This window comes from Peptoclostridium acidaminophilum DSM 3953 (assembly GCF_000597865.1).
In the GTDB taxonomy this organism is placed as follows: Bacteria; Bacillota; Clostridia; order Peptostreptococcales; family Peptostreptococcaceae; genus Peptoclostridium_A; species Peptoclostridium_A acidaminophilum.
The window spans coordinates 1636177-1656354 of the sequence record NZ_CP007452.1 but is presented as its reverse complement, the minus strand read 5'-3'; the positions used below and the strand labels follow the sequence as shown (position 1 = coordinate 1656354).

Annotated in this window: 16 protein-coding genes and 1 other annotated feature; of the genes, 15 read left to right on the top strand and 1 reads right to left on the bottom strand. The window is 45.1% G+C overall.

Annotated elements, in window-relative coordinates:
* Window positions 1-52 precede the first annotated feature (52 nt).
* The gene (locus EAL2_RS08180) at window positions 53-361 is read left to right on the top strand and encodes a hypothetical protein (protein WP_025435917.1); all 309 of its coding nucleotides are present in this window, start codon (window positions 53-55) and stop codon (window positions 359-361) included.
* 73 nt (window positions 362-434) lie between these two features.
* On the opposite strand, the gene EAL2_RS08175 is transcribed toward EAL2_RS08180, so the two are convergent.
* Window positions 435-869, bottom strand: coding sequence for an Hsp20/alpha crystallin family protein (locus tag EAL2_RS08175; RefSeq protein ID WP_025435916.1), 435 nt, complete (start codon window positions 867-869; stop codon window positions 435-437).
* 273 nt (window positions 870-1142) lie between these two features.
* Here EAL2_RS08175 and EAL2_RS14815 point away from each other — a divergent pair, with 273 nt between their 5' ends.
* The 14 genes from EAL2_RS14815 to EAL2_RS08105 all read left to right on the top strand — a co-directional run bounded on the left by EAL2_RS14815 (window position 1143) and on the right by EAL2_RS08105 (window position 20171).
* A complete protein-coding gene (locus tag EAL2_RS14815; protein WP_025435915.1) occupies window positions 1143-2012 on the top strand; it encodes a pilus assembly protein TadG-related protein in 870 nt (289 codons plus the stop codon).
* A gap of 149 nt (window positions 2013-2161) precedes the next feature.
* Window positions 2162-2413: a binding site (T-box leader), on the top strand.
* 62 nt (window positions 2414-2475) lie between these two features.
* A complete protein-coding gene (gene ileS, locus EAL2_RS08165) occupies window positions 2476-5574 on the top strand; it encodes an isoleucine--tRNA ligase (protein WP_025435914.1) in 3099 nt (1032 codons plus the stop codon).
* 141 nt (window positions 5575-5715) lie between these two features.
* A complete protein-coding gene (zwf, locus tag EAL2_RS08160; RefSeq protein WP_038601978.1) occupies window positions 5716-7197 on the top strand; it encodes a glucose-6-phosphate dehydrogenase in 1482 nt (493 codons plus the stop codon).
* Between the two features lie 33 nt (window positions 7198-7230).
* Window positions 7231-8067, top strand: a complete 837-nt coding sequence (locus EAL2_RS08155; RefSeq protein ID WP_025435912.1) for a carbon-nitrogen hydrolase family protein — start codon at window positions 7231-7233, stop codon at window positions 8065-8067.
* A 133-nt stretch (window positions 8068-8200) separates the two neighbouring features.
* Window positions 8201-10444: a DNA helicase PcrA gene (gene pcrA / locus EAL2_RS08150; protein WP_025435911.1), complete on the top strand. Its 2244-nt coding sequence runs from the start codon at window positions 8201-8203 to the stop codon at window positions 10442-10444.
* 43 nt (window positions 10445-10487) lie between these two features.
* Window positions 10488-11801 carry a M18 family aminopeptidase gene (locus tag EAL2_RS08145; protein WP_038601975.1) on the top strand — a complete coding sequence of 438 codons (1314 nt, stop codon included), beginning with the start codon at window positions 10488-10490 and terminating at the stop codon, window positions 11799-11801.
* A gap of 174 nt (window positions 11802-11975) precedes the next feature.
* Window positions 11976-13655: a GspE/PulE family protein gene (locus tag EAL2_RS08140; RefSeq protein ID WP_025435909.1), complete on the top strand. Its 1680-nt coding sequence runs from the start codon at window positions 11976-11978 to the stop codon at window positions 13653-13655.
* 21 nt (window positions 13656-13676) lie between these two features.
* Window positions 13677-14729: a type IV pilus twitching motility protein PilT gene (locus tag EAL2_RS08135; protein WP_025435908.1), complete on the top strand. Its 1053-nt coding sequence runs from the start codon at window positions 13677-13679 to the stop codon at window positions 14727-14729.
* 12 nt (window positions 14730-14741) lie between these two features.
* Window positions 14742-15953, top strand: coding sequence for a type II secretion system F family protein (locus EAL2_RS08130; protein ID WP_025435907.1), 1212 nt, complete (start codon window positions 14742-14744; stop codon window positions 15951-15953).
* A 94-nt stretch (window positions 15954-16047) separates the two neighbouring features.
* A complete protein-coding gene (locus tag EAL2_RS14810; protein WP_025435906.1) occupies window positions 16048-16440 on the top strand; it encodes a type II secretion system protein in 393 nt (130 codons plus the stop codon).
* Window positions 16441-16528: 88 nt separating this feature from the next.
* Entirely contained in the window at window positions 16529-17284 is a 756-nt protein-coding gene (locus tag EAL2_RS08120) for a prepilin peptidase (protein ID WP_038601973.1), read from the top strand.
* 42 nt (window positions 17285-17326) lie between these two features.
* Entirely contained in the window at window positions 17327-17788 is a 462-nt protein-coding gene (locus EAL2_RS08115) for a type II secretion system protein (protein WP_025435905.1), read from the top strand.
* 21 nt (window positions 17789-17809) lie between these two features.
* Window positions 17810-19285 carry a pilus assembly protein PilM gene (gene pilM / locus EAL2_RS08110; RefSeq protein WP_025435904.1) on the top strand — a complete coding sequence of 492 codons (1476 nt, stop codon included), beginning with the start codon at window positions 17810-17812 and terminating at the stop codon, window positions 19283-19285.
* Window positions 19286-19289: 4 nt separating this feature from the next.
* A complete protein-coding gene (locus tag EAL2_RS08105) occupies window positions 19290-20171 on the top strand; it encodes a hypothetical protein (protein ID WP_025435903.1) in 882 nt (293 codons plus the stop codon).
* The last annotated feature ends 7 nt before the right edge of the window (window positions 20172-20178 follow it).

Sequence of the window (20178 nt, the reverse complement as noted above, 5' to 3'; positions counted from 1 at the left end):
ATTATTTCAGATAAAAGACTAGAGATTATTGCAGTTATATGCGGGGGATTCCATGAAAAAAGAAGAATTGCTTATAGAAATAGACCAGGAAAGTCTGAGAAAATTCAAAACTCTGTGCAGGCAGAAATCAAGAAAGCCCAAGCATGAAATAGTGGATTACATCAATTATGTGCTTGCCAATAAGCCGATACTCTTATTGGAAAAAATTAAAACCATCGAGCCTAAAAAGCAGATCAAGATAAGGATTGAATCTGAAAAAGCCCAATGTCTTAGAGACTTTTGCCGCTCACATAACATGAGCGTTGAAACGCTTATTGACAGTTTCATAGAGGCTCAGATCAAAGATGATGACATTGCTTAGAACATTCATTGGAAACATATTGAAAACATAAAACGGCTGTTGCATATATGCGCAACAGCCGTTTTAAAGTGGTTTATTCAATATCGATGATTTTTTCTTCTTTTTTAATTTCCTCTGACTTTGGAAGGACAACAGTTAAAATGCCGTTGTCAAATTTTGCTTTTATATCGCCTTCTTTAATATTTTCAAGATAGAAGGAACGCTTTAGGCTGCCATAGCTTCTTTCTTTTCTTATATAATCCTCGGTTTTTTCTTCAATCTCTTCCTTTTTCTCTGCAGATATAATAAGGTAGTTGTCTTTTACGTTTATTTTTATCTCTTCCTTTTGGAATCCCGGAAGCTCAGCTTCTAGTACATACTCCTTGTCGGTTTCCCTTATATCTGTTCTCATTCTAGTCTCTGGAAAGAAGTCTTTTGCAGGAAGCTTGAGGAAATCGTCGCCAAGCATTTCGTCGATATACTTTCTAAGGCTATCCCTTCTCTTGTCAAGCGGTGTAAGCCAGTTCATAGAATCACCCCTTCGATAAATTTACAGAAAAAGCAAATGAACATTGTTCAATAATAAATATACCCATATAGCCAAATAATTAATCCATATAAGTTCTCGGTACTGAGTTGATATGGAAAATATTCAGTTGGATTTTAGCTATAAAAGAAAGCACACTGGGTATAAAACAAAAAGAATAATCTTATCTTAAAAAGCCTTAATTAATAGAAAATCATTTCGGCTGTTTACTAGGTTGTAAGCCTATGGCTAAAAGCATAAAAGGAGGTTGTTTGAGTGAAAAAGTTCATAAAAATCTTGAAAAATAAAGACGGGATAGCTCTGGTGATGTTAGCTTTGATGAGTACGGTTCTTCTTGGATTTTCAGCCTTGGCTGTTGATGTAGGTATGATTGCTTACACCAAGTCGAAGCTTCAAAGTGTCGCTGACGCGGCTGCTTTGGCTGGAGCTCATGATTTGCCAAGTGCAGCCACTGCTAAAAGTACAGCAATATCCTATGCTGGATTAAACGAAGTGGAATCATCAGAAATTATGCCTACAACTCCGTATGATGGGGATTCAAAAAAAATTGAGGTTGTCTGCACAAGAACAGTACAATATACTTTTGCTAAAATTTTGGGATTGACGCAAACTGACGTGTCGGCGCGTGCGGTTGCAAAAAATAATGATTGGGATGGAGAGGCATTGCCTTTTATAAACCTGGATAATTATGACGAGGAAGATGAAGACGAAATTCTTTCGGGTTGGGATCACGTTAGTCCTGGTGATAAGGAAAGGATACACAATGATGATCTGACCATATCATCTAACAGTATTAAAGTAAACATAGAAGATGGAACAATCATGTTTAAAAAGGGTAAGGATTTGAGTGGTGTGGCTGATCCATTGAAAGTAATATTGAGAGAAGGAAATACTGTTTATATGTTTGGTTTGTCTAATGATAAGGTTGGTGAAGACCCCTATGACAAGTTAGACAATAAGCAGTTAATACCCCTTTCAGACACAGTTGTTTTTAAATGTACAGTTGTTGGAAATTATGAAAAAAATAATGACAAGATATCCTTAAGATTAGAGCAGGTTTACAATTATGATGAAGAAATCGAAGGCTTTGATATAGATGACGAGCCTCCAAACCTGGTGGAATAAATTAAATTATTTATGAATCCGAGATACGCCAAAGCACTTGTTGTTTACATCGGAAATTGAAATATAAATTAATTAGAATAGCTATCTACTTGACAAATATACAGATATTAAATATTATTTAAAGGTAAAGAAAGTTTTTTAAATACAAACCAAAGGCTTGGATTAGGACAGTAGTGCAGTGAAGATGTTTTTAGAGAGGCGGCCGCTCGGTGGAAGGCTGTCAGCATATAGTGCATGAATATCACCTATGAGCCCGAAGGCTGAAATCGTTATGAGAATAAGCCTTTGCGATAGTGGATGCGTTAAATCCATACAAAGTGTCAGACTTGAGGCGCATTTTATAAAAATGCTTGGTTTGGTCTGTTCATTTGGGTGGTACCGCGAGAATATTCGTCCCAAGTCGTTATGGCTTGGGATTTTTTATTTTACAGCAATACCAAATTAGACAAGGAAAGGTGATTTTATGAGCAAATTCGATTCGCTGTGCAACACGGTCAACGAGACCGAGAAGAAGATAACACAGTTTTGGAAAGAAGTTGACATACTAAACGAAAGCATAAAGGCAAGGGAGGGCAAAACTCCTTTCGTATTCTACGAGGGACCTCCTACTGCAAACGGAAACCCTGGAATACACCATGTAATGGCCAGGACTCTTAAGGACTCGGTGTGCAGATACAAGACAATGAGCGGCTACCAGGTTAAGAGAAAGGCTGGCTGGGACACTCACGGACTTCCTGTTGAGATAGAGGTTGAAAAGCAGCTTAACCTTTCAAGCAAGCAGGAGATAGAGGCGTACGGAATAAAAGAGTTCAACGAAAAATGCAGGGAGTCTGTTTTCACTTACGAAAAGCAGTGGAGAGAGATGACTGAGCGCATGGCATACCTTATAGATCTTGACAATCCGTATATAACACTAGACAACAACTATATAGAAAGCGAATGGCACATACTCGACAAGTTCTTCAAGGAAGGCCTTATATACGAAGGCCACAAGATACTTCCATACTGCTCAAGATGCGGAACAGGACTTGCATCGCACGAGGTTGCGCAAGGCTACAAGGAAGTCAAGACTGACACTGTAATAGTTGCATTCAAGAGAAAAGACATGGACGAGTATTTCCTTGTGTGGACGACTACTCCTTGGACACTCCCTTCAAACGTGGCGCTTACAGTTAACCCTAACGAGACCTATCTTAAGGTGCTTGCTCAGGGCAATGTGTTCTATGTTGAAAAGAACCTTTCAAAGAAGGTTGTCGGAGAAGATTTCGAAGTTCTGCAGGAGCTTAAGGGCAAGGACCTTGAGTACATGGAGTACGAGCAGCTGATGCCTTTTGTGAAGGCCGACAAGAAGGCTTTCTTCGTTACTTGCGGAGACTATGTAACTACAGAGGACGGTACTGGCATAGTACACACGGCTCCCGCGTTCGGCGAGGACGACTACAACCTTGGAAGAGCGTATGATCTTCCGGTGCTTCAGCCTGTTGACGAGACAGGACAGTTCGTTGAGACTCCTTGGAAGGGCATGTTCGTAATGGACGCCAACCTGGATATAATAAAATGGCTAAAGGCTGAGGGCAAGCTCTTCAAGAAAGAGAAGATGGAGCACAACTACCCTCACTGCTGGAGATGCGGAACTCCTCTGCTTTATTACGCAAAACCAAGCTGGTATATAGAGATGACAAAGCTAAAGGACAATCTTGTAAAGAGCAACAACGAGGTAAACTGGTTCCCTGGCTATGTAGGAGAAAAGCGTTTTGGAAACTGGCTTGAAAATGTGAATGACTGGGCGCTTTCAAGAAGCAGATACTGGGGAACGCCTCTCAACATATGGAGATGCGAGTGCGGCGAGCTTGAAACCATAGGTTCCAGAAAAGCGCTTGTGGAGAGAGCAGTTGAGGACATAGACATGTCCATAGAGCTTCACAGACCGTATGTTGACGATGTGCATATAAAATGCGATAAGTGCGGCGGCACTATGACAAGAGTTGCTGACGTTATAGACTGCTGGTTTGACTCTGGAGCCATGCCATACGCTCAGCACCACTATCCGTTCGAAAATGCCGAGAACTTCGACTCTGAGCTGTTCCCTGCGGATTTCATATGCGAGGGTATAGACCAGACAAGAGGCTGGTTCTACTCGCTGCTTGCGATATCCGTGTTCATGAAGGGCAGGGCGCCTTACAAGAATGTTCTTGTAAACGACCTTATACTCGACAAGGAAGGCAAGAAGATGTCCAAGTCGAGAGGAAACACTGTAAATCCGTTCGAGCTTTTTGACGAATACGGCGCGGACGCGCTAAGATGGTACCTGCTTTATGTATCTCCGGCATGGTCGCCTACAAAATTTGACATAGATGGCCTCAGAGAGGTTCAAAGCAAGTTCTTTGGAACTTTCAAGAACGTGTACAACTTCTTCACGCTGTACGCAAACACTGACAACATAGACGCAAGGGAATTCTTCGTGGAATACAGCGAAAGACCTGAAATAGACAGATGGATACTTTCAAGATTCAACAGTCTCAAGAAGGAAGTAGAGGCTGAGTGGGAAGTGTTCGACCTTACAAAGGTAGTAAGAAAAGTGCAGGACTTCATAAACGAAGACCTTTCAAACTGGTATATAAGAAGGTCGAGGAGAAGATTCTGGGAGCCTGAGCTTACTGAGGACAAGAAGGCCGTATACAACACGACCTACGAAATACTTGTCGAGCTTGCACAGCTGGCAGCTCCTATAGCTCCATACATCTCTGAGGAAATATACAAGAACCTTACGGGAGAGCTTTCGGTGCATACCAGCTACTATCCAAGAGCCAAGGAAGAGCTTATGGACGAAAAGCTCGCGGAGAAGATGGAAATAGCAAGAGGACTTGTAACTCTGGGCAGGGCTTCAAGAGAGGCTGTAAGGATAAAGGTTCGCCAGCCTATACAAAAGGTGCTTATAGACGGAAAATACGAGAGCCTTATAGGCGACCTAGTGCCGCTAATAGGCGAGGAGCTTAACGTAAAGGAAGTAATATTCGAAAAAGACCTCAGCAGTTTCATGAACTTCAGCCTCAAGCCTAACTTCAAGGTTGTAGGCTCGGTGCTTGGAAACAAGGTCAAGACGTTCACGGGAGTGCTTGCAGGACTTGACGCTTCAGTAGTAGTTCCAAAACTTGAAGCTGGCGAGAGCGTTGCAGTCGAGCTTGACGGCGAGAGCTTCAGCTTCGGCAAGGAGCACGTGCTCACTACAATATCAGCCAAGGAAGGCTTCAACGTGGCAATGGAGAACAACCTGTTTGTAATACTCGATACAAACCTTACTCAGGAGCTTGTAGACGAAGGCTACGCGAGAGAGTTCATATCGAAGGTTCAGCAGATGAGAAAGTCAAACGGCTATGACATGCTCGACAAGATAAAGGTATTCTACAACGCCGGAGAAGAGATAACAAAGGCGGTTGGAGTACACAGCGATTACATCATGAGCGAAACTCTTGCCGAATCCATAGAATTTGCAGAGCTTGAGGGCATGGAGGTTCAAAACCTCAACGGCCACGACGCAAGCATCAAGCTTGAGAGAATATAATAATAATTAGCATAATTGCCGCCGGAAATTTCCGGCGGCTTTGTTTTTTATTTTTGGGGTATAAATGAAAAATGAGTTCGAAGCAAGGCTTGGTATGTGCCTGGAGGCCGCTAGGCGGTCAAGCGTATCTGGAGGTGGAGCATGAGCATAATAGTTGTTTTCGGCGGAACGGGGGATCTTGGCAGAAAAAAGCTGATTCCCGACATCTATAATCTCTATTTTGAAAACAATCTTCCACAGGAGAGCAGAGTAGTTACTGTAGGAAGGTCAATACGGTCTGAAGGCGAATATAAGGAATCGGTCAGGGAATGTATTTCAAGGTATTCGAGATTAGGCTATGATGAGGATGTCTGGCGGAGGTTTGAGAAAATAATTTCGTACAGGCAGTTTGATTTCAACGATATTGAAGGATACAGGAAGCTTGAGACGGAGCTCGCAGAAATAGAAAAAGAATGCGGCAGGCCACTGGGCAGGCTTTTTTATCTTGCTACATCCCACGATTTTTTCGGCCCGATAGTTGAAAAGCTCAGGGACTCAGGCCTGGCAAATGGCAGGGATTCATTCAGAAGGCTGATTGTCGAGAAGCCTTTCGGCAGGGATATTGCCAGTGCCAGAAGCCTAAATGCTGTAATAAGAAGTGTTTTTGAGGAAGAGGACATATACAGGATTGACCACTACCTTGGCAACGAGATGATTCAAAACATACTCAGCCTGAGATTTTCAAACTCAATGCTTGAGCAGGTGTGGAACTCTAGCTGCATAGACAACATACAGATTTCCATATTGGAGGAGGCTGGGGTTGAGGGTAGGGAGGAATATTACGAAAGCAGTGGGGTGCTGCGCGACATGGTGCAAAATCACATAATACAGCTGATATCGCTTGTTATGATGGAACCGCCAGTAAGCCTTGCGCCGGAAGACATTAAGGAACAAAAGCTCAAGGTGATAAAAAGCATATGCAATATGACTCCGGAAGATATTGGCGAAAATGTTGTGCTGGGCCAGTATGCGGAAGGAACCATAAAAAGTGAAGGAGTAAAAGGCTACAGGAGCGAAAAAGGTGTTCCGGAGGATTCTGTTACAGCTACTTTTGCAGCACTCAGGCTGTTTGTAGAAAATTCCAGGTGGAACGGAGTGCCTGTATACGTCAGGACAGGCAAAAGGCTTAACAACAAGCTCTTGAATATTGCAGTCGAATTCAAAAACCTTTCAAGTGTATACGGCGCGGAGGCGTTCGTGGACTCGCAGCCAAATCTACTCTCTATAAATATATTGCCGGAGGAGAGCATTTCGCTTCAATTCCATATGAAAAAGCCAGGGAGGCTGGACAAGCTGGAACCGTTTGAAATGAGCTTCTTCAAGAATCAGGAGCTAAAAAGCAAAAACCCGGAGACCTATGAAAGGCTTATATACGACGCGATTCGGGGCGACTCCACACGTTACGCCGGGTGGGATGAAATTGAAAGTTCATGGAGAATTGTGGAAGACATACTTGACACCTGCGAAAAACGCAAGGAATGCCTGCATTTTTACAGCGCCGGCAGCAGCGGGCCAAATGAGGCGGAAAGATTGCTTGAGAGAGATGGGAGACGTTGGTTGGGTGATGGGAATCCGAGAAAATAATCGGCATGTAGAAAGCCAAAAGGAGCTGATAATATGAAAATAGCAATATGCCAGATGAACGTAACGGAAGGCAAGGAACTCAACATAAAAACCGCCGAGCGCATGCTGCGAGAAGCGGCCTCAAACGGAGCCGACATGGCGGTGCTGCCGGAGATGTTCAACTGTCCCTACGACAACAAATATTTTCCGGAATACGCGGAAAGCTATCCTGGAACTACAACAGACTTCCTTTCGTCAATAGCTTCTGATCTTGGAATATACATAGTTGGCGGCTCGATACCCGAAAAAGACGGCGAGAGCATATACAACACATCCTACATATTCGGAAGAAAAGGCGAGCTCCTGGGAAGGCACAGAAAGATTCATCTTTTCGACATAGACGTAAAGGGCAAGATAACCTTCAAGGAGTCGGACGTTCTCGGCAGGGGAGAAGACATTACCGTATTCGAGACGGAGTTTGGCAATGTGGGCGTGGCCATATGCTACGATATGAGATTCCCGGAGCTTATAAGGCTCATGGCCGTGGAAGGCGGCGCAAAGGTAGTCGTAATACCTGCGGCATTCAACATGACAACCGGCCCGGCCCACTGGGAGCTGACTGCAAGGGCAAGGGCCCTCGACAACCAGGTATATTTCGTGGCGGCATCCCCGGCAAGAAGCATGGAGTCCAGCTACACAGCTTACGGCCACTCTATGGTAACAACGCCTTGGGGTGAGGTTGCTGCTGAGGCGGACGAGAAGGAATGCATACTTTATTCCCAGATAGACACTGATTTTGTGGATAAAGTGAGAAGCGAGCTGCCGCTGCTTGCCCACAGGAGGACGGATTTGTACGCCATACATGACAAGAAAACTGGCGGCGAATACTAAGCGCTATGCTTGGACGAGACATCAAATATAGAGTATAATGTAATATATGGAGTGCAAAAAAAGAGGCAGACACCTCTTTTTTCTTTTAGAAAGCCAAAGCAGTCTAAATATATCGGAAATAGGTGATTCATAGATGAATAGCGAAATAGAAAAAAGATATTCACATCTCAACGAAATGCAAAAAAAGGCGGTAATGACAGCGGAGGGTCCACTGCTGATACTTGCTGGCGCAGGCTCGGGCAAGACCACGGTGCTTGTAAACAGGATACACTACATCCTCGCTACGAGGGAGATTTTTCCATCCAACATACTCGCCATAACCTTCACAAACAAGGCGGCAAGGGAGATGAAGGAAAGGGTGGAAAAGCTGCTTGGAGAGAATGCTGATGGCATATGGATAGGCACCTTCCACTCATGCTGCGTAAGGATGCTAAGAAGGGACATAGAAAAACTCGGCTATGCCAGATCGTTTGTAATATATGACAGGGCTGACCAGCTCATACTCCTAAAGGACACCATAAAGGAGCTCAACATAAACGAAAAGCTGTACGAGCCCAAAATGGTAATAAACCACATATCAGACGCCAAGGACAAGCTCATAACGCCGGAAGAGTTTGGCGGCATATATAAAGATGATTTCAAAATGTCAAAGATAGTAGACATATACAAGCTATACCAGAAAAAGCTAAAGGAAAACAACGCGCTTGATTTTGACGACATAATAGTCAAGACTGTCGAGCTGTTCGAAAACCATCCTGACGTTTTGAATTTCTACCAGAGGAAGTTCAGGTATGTCATGGTGGACGAGTATCAGGACACCAACAAGGCTCAATACAAGCTCATAAGCCTCCTTTCCGCGCACCACAGGAATCTTTGCGCAGTGGGCGATGACGACCAGTCCATATACGGCTGGAGGGGTGCCGACATATCAAACATACTCAATTTCGAGCAGGAGTTCGAGGATGCGACGGTAGTAAAGCTTGAGCAGAACTACAGGTCGACCTCGGTAATACTCGATTCGGCAAATCATGTCATAAAAAACAACATGGAAAGAAAGCTAAAGCGCCTTTGGACACAACAGGACGGCGGTGACCATATAAAGATTTTCAAGGCTGGAGATGAGAGGGAGGAAGGCGACTTCATAGCCCGCCAGATAAAGGATCTCGTGGACAAAAATGAAAGGAGCAACAGCGATTTTGCAGTGCTCTACAGGACTAATGCGCAGTCGAGGGCGATAGAGGAAGCTCTCATGAGGCAGAATGTGTCCTACAAGATCTACGGGGGCATGAAATTCTACGACAGGAAAGAAATAAAGGACATAATCGCATACCTTAGGCTTATACAAAACCCTCTGGACAACATAAGCCTCAAGAGGATAATAAACGTTCCCAAAAGGGGTATAGGGGCCAAGACTTTAGACAAGCTTGAGGAGGTTTCGCTTGAGAGGGAAAACAGCATATACTCAGTGCTGCTTGAACTGGAGCACGCCGACTATGTATCCACAAGGAGCAAGTCGAAGCTGAATGATTTCATTACGCATATAGGCGCCTTCATGGCAATGAAGGAGGTTATGAACGTATCGGAGCTTATTGAGAAGGTCCTTGAAAATACGGGCTATATTTCGGAGCTCAAGGCTGAGAACACTGTAGAGAGTCAAACCAGGATTGAAAACCTCAGGGAGTTCATATCAAGCGCAATTGAATTCGAGCAGATAAGCGAGGAAAAGGACCTTGAGACATTCCTGGCGTCAATTTCGCTGGTTGCAGACATAGATGCCATGGACGACGATGAGGAGTATGTTTCGCTCATGACGCTTCACAGCGCCAAGGGTCTTGAATTCAATACGGTTTTCATTGCGGGTATGGAGGAAGGCATATTCCCTACAAACCGCGCGATACTCGACGAGACTCAGCTTGAGGAGGAGAGAAGGCTCTGCTACGTGGGAATAACAAGGGCCAAGGAGAATCTCTACATGACTTATGCTCACGAGAGGACAATATACGGCAGGAGAAACTATGGAGTCAGCTCCAGGTTTATAAACGAGCTGCCAAAGGATCTTACTGAAAGCCTCAACGTGGCAGCCAGAAACGACAAGAGGCAGGCCAAGTCAAACAGGAACAAGATGGATGAGAGCATAAAGCAGAATTTTGCGCTTGACGCTGCAAGCTTCGGGGTTTATTCGTCGAAAAGCGTACTGGACGACACGTCCAAGGCTGGCATCGACAACAGCGACGTAAGCCTTGGAAGCAAGATAGTCCATCCGAGGTTCGGAAGCGGAACTGTAGTTTCAAAAGACGGCAGCAACGTCACGATAGCCTTCGAAAACAAGGGAGTCAAGACAATAAATCTCGAATATATAAAGCTGGAGCTTGCATAGGCTCAAGGCAAACGCCAGAGCATGAGGGTTGGAGATGAGATAGATGAACATAGGAAACGAAGAAAGAGTCTTTGCACAGGAGCTGATAGACTTCATATATGAAAGCCCCACCCCTTTCCACTGCGCCAGCGTGTGCAGCAGGCTTCTGCTTGAAAGCGGCTTTGAAAAGCTGGAGCTGAGCGGCAAATGGGATCTTAAAGAGGGCGGCAGGTATTTCGTGGAGAAAAATTCATCTGCAATTATAGCGTTTTGCATAAATTCAGCAGACATAGAAAAAAATGGCTTCAGGATAATAGCGTCGCACTCGGATTCTCCGGCGATAAAGCTGAAGCCTTCGCCCGAGATGTCCGAGCAGGGAGCATATTACAGGCTCAACACGGAGATTTACGGAGGGCCAATACTCAACACATGGCTTGACAGGCCGCTTGGAATGGCGGGAAGGGTGACGCTCAAATCAGACAGCCCTCTCAGGCCGAAAGAAGCTCTCGTTGATTTCAAAAGGCCCATAGCGGTAATACCGAATCTGGCCATACACATGAACAGGGATGTCAACAAGGGCGTTGAGCTCAACAGGCAGACAGAGCTGGCTGCGCTGCTGGCGGTGCTCGAGGGCCAGCTTCCGGAAGCACATAAGATAAAGGCGCTTCTATCAGGCGAGCTGGCGGCACAGCCTGAGGACATACTCGATTTTGAATTGTCGCTTTATGAATACGAAAAGGGCTGCATAACGGGGCTCGAGGGCGAGTTCATATCTTCATCGCGCCTTGACAATCTGTCGATGGTGCATGCCGGTATAAGGGCGCTTTTGGATTCCAAGGGTAGCAAAGGCGTAAGCGTGAAGGTGGTATTTGACAATGAGGAGGTGGGCTCCTCCACAAAGCAAGGAGCCGACAGCCCGATGCTGAGGAACGTGCTTGAGCGGATAGCCATCTCCCTTTCAAAAGGCAGGGAGGATTTTATCAGGGCGACTTACAGCTCTTTCCTGATATCCTCCGACCTGGCGCATGCGCTCCACCCGAACAGACCCGAAAAGAGCGACTCGACAAACAGGCCGATAATCAACAAGGGTCCAGTGATAAAGGCAAGCGCAAATCAAAAATACACTTCAGACAGCCATTCGGCAGGTGTGTACGAGCAGATATGCAATGCCGCGGAGGTGGAATTTCAAAGGTTTGCAAACAGGTCGGACGAACCTGGAGGCTCGACTATTGGGCCAATATCAGCGTCGCAGCTTGACATACCTTCGGTAGATGTAGGGAGTCCTGTGCTTGCAATGCATTCAATAAGGGAGCTGGGCGGCGTGAAGGATCACCACATGATATATAAAAGTTTCGTGAAATTCTTTGAAATTGAATAGTTTTTTGAACCTAAAACCTGCGGTGATGCATATTTGCCGCAGGTTTTGGTATATATATGAATGTTGTGTACATTTAATGTTAAATTTTTTGCGGTTTGCCTGTAAAGGCGTGTCATATAGTAAAATATATATTGATTATAAAGTATCCATACAGACGGAAAGGCGGATTGAGTTATGAACAATAATGTCAGGCTCGGAGACATACTCTTGAAGTTTGGAAAGATAACAGCTGAAGAGCTTGAAAATGCGCTGGATGTTCAAAAAAGACTAAAGAAAAAGCTTGGGGAAGTGCTAATAGAGCTTGGATACGTAACTGACAGTGACATAATAGAGGTGCTTGAGCATCAGCTGGGGATACATCACTTTGAGCTGGACAATTGCTACATAGAGCCGAGCGTTCCAAAGCTTATTAGCGAAGGCTACGCGATTGAAAACCAGGTCATTCCCGTAAAGCTGCAGGGCGGCGAACTCACCGTTGCCATGAGCGATCCTTTCAATATAATAGCGATAAGCCAGCTTGAGAGGATGCTTGGCTTCACTGTGATACCTGCAATTGCTACGAAGGGAGAGCTTGAAAGAGCCATTCAAAGATATTTCAGCACGCAGAAGGTCGAAAAGGCCGTGGCGGAGTTCAGGCAGGAATTCAGCCTTATAGACAGAGAGCTTGAAGTCAATCTGAATGACGATGTAACTGACGCTCCTATAGTGCGGCTTGTGGATTCCATAATAATGCAGGCTGTGCAAAACAGGGCAAGCGATATACATATAGAGCCTTCACCTGAAGGCCTCAGGATAAGATTTCGCATTGACGGAGAGCTGGTGGAAGTTATGCGTCCAGACATAAACGCGCACGGGTCGATAGTGACAAGGATAAAAATAATGTCCAAGCTCAACATAGCGGAAAAAAGAGTGCCGCAGGACGGCAGGATAGAGGTCAATGACAGCAGGGGAAGCCTTGATCTTAGAATTTCGACAATACCGACCATATATGGCGAGAAGGTTGTAATAAGAGTTCTCGACAACCAAAGCTTTTTAAAGACTAAAGACAGGCTCGGGCTTTCAGGCAGCAACAGGGACAGGTTCGAGGAGCTGCTCAGGTTCAAAAACGGCCTTCTGCTTGTGACGGGCCCAACGGGAAGCGGCAAGAGCACTACGCTATATGCGGCGCTTGCGGACCTTAACGATTCGAGGAAAAACATAGTCACGGTAGAGGACCCTGTGGAGTACAGGATGAGCGGCATAAACCAGATCCAGGTGAATCCAAAGACGGGGCTTACATTCTCAACAGGGCTAAGGTCCATACTAAGGCAGGATCCCGACATAATAATGATAGGAGAGATAAGGGACACTGAAACCGCTGAGATTGCAATAAGGGCCGCCATAACAGGGCACCTTGTGCTCTCGACGCTCCATACAAACGATGCGGCATCATCAATATCAAGGCTTCTGGACATGGATATAAAGCCGTATCTTGTTTCATCGTCATTAAAGGGCATAGTGGCCCAAAGGCTTGTAAGAAAGGTATGCCAGCACTGCGTGGAGGATTACTATCCTGCACAGGACGAGCTGCAGCTGATTGGTGGCGACACGGAGGAATTCATTGGTAGGGCCCTCAAAAGGGGCAGAGGCTGCAAATATTGCAACAACACAGGCTATAAAGGAAGGATTTCGGTCTACGAAATACTTATAATAGACAATGAAATAAGGAAGATGATATTCGACGAGAGCAAGATTGAGGCGATCAAGGAATACGCCCGCAGGAGCGGGATGGTGACTCTCCAGCAGAGCTGCAGGGAGCTCATACTCGATGGCACAACTACAACGGAAGAATATATGAGAGTAATGTACCTTTAGACAATACAGGGGGTAGCAATTATGACATTGAGAGAATTGGCAAAGTTGATTGTGGAACTAAACGCATCCGACCTTCACCTTAGCGTGGGAGTGCCGCCGATTGTGAGGATAGACGGAAAGCTTCAAAGGCTTGAGGGGCATGAACCATGGACGCCGTCAGACATAGAGGAAGCTGCCATGGAGTTCCTCGGCGAAAGGCATATAGAAATGCTCAAAGAAAAGGGCGAGACGGATCTTTCATATTCGGAGGTCGGAGTAGGAAGGTTCAGGGTCAACGTATTCAGGCAAAGGGGAAGCTACTGCGTGGCTATGAGGGTGGTAGCCCTTAAAATACCAACAATAGATGAGCTCGGGCTCCCTACGGCAGTCAGGGAGTTTTCAGGCAAAAAAAGAGGCCTTGTGCTTGTAACGGGACCTACAGGTTCAGGAAAAACGACGACGCTGGCTTCTATGGTCGATGAGATAAACAGGAGCAGGAGCTGTCACATACTTACGCTAGAGGAGCCGATAGAATATCTGCACAGGCATAAGCTGAGCATAGTCAATCAAAGGGAGATAGGCAGCGACAGCCATACATATAAGGATGCGCTAAGGGCTGCGCTTAGGCAGGATCCGGACGTGATCTTGATTGGAGAGATGAGGGATCTTGAGACGATTTCTATAGCGCTTACAGCTGCGGAAACAGGGCATCTGGTGCTTTCGACGCTCCATACAATGGATTCAGTGTCGACAATAGAAAGAATAATAGACGTATTTCCTCCGTCGCAGCAAAACCAAATAAAGGTTCAGCTGGCCACGGTCCTACAGGGCGTAGTTTCACAGCAGCTTGTAAACAGGGCTGACGGCGAGGGTCGGGTGGTGGCGACAGAAATTATGGCATGCAATTCGGCCATAAGAAATCATATAAGGGAAGGCAAGACGCACCAGATAATGAGCGTCATACAAACGGGTGCAAAGCATAGCATGCACACGATGGACAGTTCCCTGGCAAGGCTCTACAGGGAAGGGACCATAAGCTACGACGATGCGCTTAGCTGTGCATTTGACAAGGAAGCCCTTACACGATACATATAAGAAGGTGATTTTTTGGAAAGCTACATATACGAGGCACTGGGCACCAATGGAAAGAAACTGCGCGGAGTCATAGAGTCAAACAGTGAGTTTGAAGCGGTAAGAAAGCTACAGGAAAAAGAGCTGTATCCAATAAGCGTCAAGCTCCAGACCATGGCCAACAAGGACATAAGGTTGAAAATAAGGAAAAAGATAAAAATAAAGGACATAGCGGTTATGTGCAGGCAGTTTCATGCCATGCTCGATTCGGGAATATCGATACTGGAATGCGTGGATGTCCTCAGAAAACAAACTGAGAACAAAACGCTCGCGCAGTCCCTTGGCAATGTCTATCAGAAGCTCCAAAAGGGTCAGACACTCTCCATTGCAATGAAGCTGGAAAAAAGCACTTACCCGGAAATCCTGATAAACATGATAGAGGCGGGAGAAACTTCCGGCCAGATGGACATAGTAATGCAAAGGATGGCGTTCCACTTTGAAAAGGAAAATGCGCTTACTAGAAAGATAAAGACAGCCATGACATACCCTGCGATAATAGTGGCGGTATCATTCATGGTGGTGTGCTTTCTAATGGTGTTCGTGCTGCCCACGTTTGTTGACATGTTCGAGGGCTCGGGAGCTCAGCTGCCGCTTTTGACAAGGATGCTTCTCAAAAGCGGAGATATAATGAGCAGTTACTGGTACATAGTGTTTGCTTCGCTCATGCTCGCCATGTTAGGAGCCGGGAAGTATATTACAAGCCTAAAAGGCAGGTACAGGCTGGACATGCTGAAGATAGCAGTGCCGATTGTCAGGGAAATGAACATTAAGATAATGGCATCGCGATTTTCAAGAACCCTGTCGACGTTGCTTGCAAGCGGCATACCGATAATACAGGCCATGGGGATAGTCAAGAAGATAATGGGCAACTCCGTGGTCTCCAAGGGCATGGATGCTGTGATGAACGATATAAAAAGGGGAGAAGGGCTTTCTCGGCCACTTTCCGAAGTCAAAATATTCCCTCCGATGCTCATATCCATGGTTAGGGTAGGCGAGGAGTCAGGAACACTCAGCGAAATGCTTTCGAAATCGGCGGACTACTACGACATGGAAGTCGAGGATTCAATAGCACGAATGACAGCCCTGCTCGAACCCATGCTTATAGTGGTAATGGCAGTTATAATAGGGACGATAGTAATGGCAATAGTAATGCCAATGTTCGATATGTATCAGTATCTGGGAAGTTAATTTGATTGCACTATGATTATATGTTCAGACCTAATGGAACAGATAGTCTTCTGCATATAGACTCATCATGTCGATGTGAAAGGAGGTGAAAACGATGAAGACAATCAATAAAATCCTTAAAAGTAAAAAAGGCTTCACGCTTATAGAGCTTGTTGTTGTCATAGCAGTTCTTGGGATGATAGCTGTAGTGGCAGTGCCTAAGATTGCAGGCATAACAGCTAAGGCTAAGACTGCATCAGATGGACAGACGATTGCTGTTCTTAATGAGGCGGTAGAAAGATATATAGCTGAGAGTGGAAAGGATATACCTGCTGATAATGATACTGCAGAAGAAGTAATTACATTCTTATCTACACAACAGGAAAGCAAGTATGGTCCTTACATAAAAAAGGGAAACTATACTTATGATAAAGATGGGAATGTAGAACTTCCTTCAAAAGAAGAAAAAGCTGCATTTTCCGATGGAGAGTTTGCCAAGAAAAAATAAGATAACATATTATGGAGCGGCGATGTGTTTTAATACCATGCACTTTGCCGCTCCACAAAATATTAAATACCACATAACGGAGAAAAAAATGTCTAATACAGATTTTATTTCATACAGTTTCATATTCATACTAGGACTTGTTATTGGAAGCTTTCTCAATGTATGCATATACAGGATTCCAAGGGACGAGTCCATAGTATTCCCTCCTTCGCGCTGCCCTAAATGCGGGAGGAAGCTTTCGATGCTTGAAAACATGCCGCTTTTTAGCTACATTCTGCAAAGGGGAAAATGCAAGGGATGCCAGGGGAGCATAGCTGTCAGGTATCCGATAGTGGAGCTGCTGACAGGCGTTTCATTTGTATGGCTTTTTTCGATGCTCGGACCTTCGGCTGTTTTTGCAAAGTATTCAGTGATGATGTGCATACTTCTTGCGGTATCGTTCATAGATCTTGAGCACAAGATAATACCCGATGAGATAGTGGTTTTTTCAATAGGGGCGGGGATATTGCTCAATATTATTGCAAGGGATGTGACACTCCTTTCGGCTCTCATAGGCTTCTTCAGCGCCAGCGGAATACTCTTGCTAATGGCAATAATAACAAAAGGCGCAATGGGCGGCGGTGACATAAAGCTCATGGCCGCCATGGGGATATTCATAGGAAACGGTCCTATACTTCTCGCTCTTTTCATTGGTTTTATGATAGGTGGATTAGTATCCCTTATACTTCTGATTTTCAAGATCAAGGGAAGGAAGGACTACATACCCTTTGGCCCGTTTCTTGCGGCAGGGGTTCTCATTTCAGGGCTTTTCTTCGATGAGATATTAATATGGTATCTGATGTAACGAATTATATCTTTTTAAGTTGATTTGAATGGAGGCATGGCGGTGAAGCGGATTAATATTTTAAAAGAAAGCAGAGGCTTTACACTCATAGAGCTGCTATGCGTCATCGCTGTAATGGGCATGATAATGTTTCCGCTTGCAGGGACATTCAGCTCGGGGTACAAGGTGTTCCACAAAGAGGATGAAAACGTAAAGGCAATGCGTCTTGCAAGAGGCGCCATGGAAAAGCTGGTGGACATAACAAGAACGGCGGGACCGTCTGAAATAACTGTCTCGAATAAAGGTGATGGGCAGTCGGTAGAAATAAATGGGGCATCAATTTCAGCTGAAAATGAGGAGATATTCGACCCGAAACTGAAGAAGAATTTTGAAACAGTTGATCTCTACATAGAGCCAAGCTTCAGGGATAAGGAACTATCGGGCCTGGAATACACAATCGCAATCAAAGGCAAGCGGATTAAAGACTATGAGATTTCAACAAAGGTTAACCTGAGAAATGAGTAGATTAAGCGGCAGGAGGGCAATATGCGCAAAAAGCTTGTGGGGATTGACATAGGCAGCCATAACATAAAGCTTGTGGCTGGAAAGATAAATAAAGGGATGTTCGAGGCAGACGGCTACGAAATAATTAAAACTCCTGCGGGGGCTTTTCTTGAAGATGGGACACTCAATCTGGAGGTGTTCTTTGGAAGCAACCCTTTTGAAGACGAGCTTTCAGAAGCAGTGGCAAGGCTTGGCTGCAAGAATGGCGAATGCTTCTTAAGCCTGTCGTCGAGCGCTCTCATAATCAGGGAACGAAAATTTCCGCCGGCAAGCAATAAGGAGATAGGCAGCATCGTTAAAATGGAGGCTCACAACTTCCTGCTCGGCTTGGAAGAAGATTACATACTAGACTACAAGGTAATAGACGAAGTTGTGGAAGAGGGAAAGGCTATGCTAAAGTGCATAGTTGCGGCGGTTCCAAGAAATGTGATTGAAAGCTACATGCAGCTTATAGAGCAGTGCGGCCTCAGGCTGAATTCGGTTGACATCCACTCTGGCTGCGTATCCAACTTTTCGAGTATGGCCGGAGTTGAACCAGGAAGGGATACGCTTGTTATAGACATGGGAGCAAGACATACGAGATTCGTCATATTCAGCGGAAGTGATTATTTCGCTGAAATTGAGATTGTTGCGGGAAGAATGGATTCACTGGAATCGCTCGGAAAATTCGCGCAGGAAGTCAGACGGGTTATGGACTACTACAGGACAAGGAAGTTCGGATCGCAAATAGACAACATAGTAGTAATGGGAGGAGCCTCCAATTCGGAGGGGATACTGGAATATCTTGAGAGCGTGACAAACGTGGCGGTTGGAAAAATAAATGTGCCCCCTTATTTTGAAAAAATTTCAGCTGACAGGGAAAATGGAACTCAGGACTATTCTATGCTAATACCTGCAATAGGTGCAGTTTTAAGACTTAAAAGCAAGCAGATTAATCTCCTTCCCGAAGAGATAATAAAGAAAAGAAAAGCAGGGAAGAAGTATGTTGCAGCAGGAGTTGCGGCTATAGTGCTCATAGGATTTCTAAGCGGCATATACATAGGAATAAGCAGGGAGATAGACCGATTGAGTAAGCTCAACAAGCAGATGGAGCGGGATTCGGGGACATTGGAGCTGGCAAGCGAGCATCAGGCCTTCCTGGATTCGGTTGAAAAGCGTGTGGAAGAGAAACGGCAGATACTTGAGCGGATAGAGGAAGAAAACGAGTCCTTTACGTCAATGTTTTCTTCACTAGAGAAGAAACTTCCGGCCGACATAGGCTTTATAAACGTAACGAGCAGCTCGGGAGGCGAAATAGTAATAAAGGGTACAGCAGGCAGCGAGGTCTCGGTGGCAGAGCTTGTGCACAACCTAAAGGACGACGGCTATTTTGAAAAGGTGTTTGTATCAAGCATAGAAAGGGATTCATCAGAAAATTCCGGCTGCAGCTTTACGCTGACATGCAGCTTCGGGAGGTAGAAAATTGAAACTTTCCAGCAGAGAAAAAATAATGGTTGGCGGTCTGGCTGTTATTGTGGCCGCATACTCAATATATAACTTCATATTCATGCCAAAGCTCATAGAGCTAAGAGAGCAAAAGGAACGCTATGAATCAAACCTGAAGCTCAAAAGCAGCCTGAACAGCGAAATTGAGCAGAAGGACAATCTCTCTAAGAGGGTGGAGGCTTTGAAGCTGGCGAACAGGGAGATACAACAGGCGATTCCTCAGCTAGCCCACCAGGAACAGATAATTGTGTACATAGAAAACATATTCAAGGATAGTGACATAAAGACGAGCTCGATAAGCTTTTCGGATACAAGCGATGAAACCGAAAAATCAGGAGTCAGGGAGGAGACTTATTCCGTTGAGCAGGTTATGGCTGAGTATGACAAGTTCCTCCAGGAAGGCGAGAAAATAGACCTGCAGGAGTATTCGCTCGACAAAAAAAGCGGAGAAGCTGAAGCTGACAAAGTCAAAAACGATGACGATAAAAAATCGGAAAAAGAAGAAGATCGTTTTGTAGATGCTATGGGAGTTAAAATATCATTTTCGGGAAACTATGCAGACCTAAAAAAAGCGCTTTTGGAGATGGAAAAGAGTGCAAGAAAGGTGATCATAAAGAGTGTAGCCATAAACAATACGGAGCAAAATATTGAAGGTACGATAGAGCTCGAATTCCCATATTACTATGAAAACGAGCAGAAGGCTGAAATCGAATGGAACATAAAGTCAAACTACGGCAACAGCGACCCGTTCATGACAGGAAGACTGAGCCTGCTGAATTATTCACGTGGCTCCGGCTCTAACAATCAAAGCAGCAAGAGTTCATCAGAGGACAAGCTCCTTGAGCAGTCTGACTTTTAAGGTGCAG

Bases quoted from the DNA above. Each gene is read 5' to 3' on its own strand.
- EAL2_RS08180 (WP_025435917.1), top strand. From the start codon at position 53: ATGAAAAAAGAAGAATTGCTTATAGAAATAGACCAGGAAAGTCTGAGA.
- EAL2_RS08175 (WP_025435916.1), bottom strand. From the start codon at position 869: ATGAACTGGCTTACACCGCTTGACAAGAGAAGGGATAGCCTTAGAAAG.
- ileS (WP_025435914.1), top strand. From the start codon at position 2,476: ATGAGCAAATTCGATTCGCTGTGCAACACGGTCAACGAGACCGAGAAG.
- zwf (WP_038601978.1), top strand. From the start codon at position 5,716: ATGAGCATAATAGTTGTTTTCGGCGGAACGGGGGATCTTGGCAGAAAA.
- EAL2_RS08155 (WP_025435912.1), top strand. From the start codon at position 7,231: ATGAAAATAGCAATATGCCAGATGAACGTAACGGAAGGCAAGGAACTC.
- pcrA (WP_025435911.1), top strand. From the start codon at position 8,201: ATGAATAGCGAAATAGAAAAAAGATATTCACATCTCAACGAAATGCAA.
- EAL2_RS08145 (WP_038601975.1), top strand. From the start codon at position 10,488: ATGAACATAGGAAACGAAGAAAGAGTCTTTGCACAGGAGCTGATAGAC.
- EAL2_RS08140 (WP_025435909.1), top strand. From the start codon at position 11,976: ATGAACAATAATGTCAGGCTCGGAGACATACTCTTGAAGTTTGGAAAG.
- EAL2_RS08135 (WP_025435908.1), top strand. From the start codon at position 13,677: ATGACATTGAGAGAATTGGCAAAGTTGATTGTGGAACTAAACGCATCC.
- EAL2_RS14810 (WP_025435906.1), top strand. From the start codon at position 16,048: ATGAAGACAATCAATAAAATCCTTAAAAGTAAAAAAGGCTTCACGCTT.
- EAL2_RS08120 (WP_038601973.1), top strand. From the start codon at position 16,529: ATGTCTAATACAGATTTTATTTCATACAGTTTCATATTCATACTAGGA.
- pilM (WP_025435904.1), top strand. From the start codon at position 17,810: ATGCGCAAAAAGCTTGTGGGGATTGACATAGGCAGCCATAACATAAAG.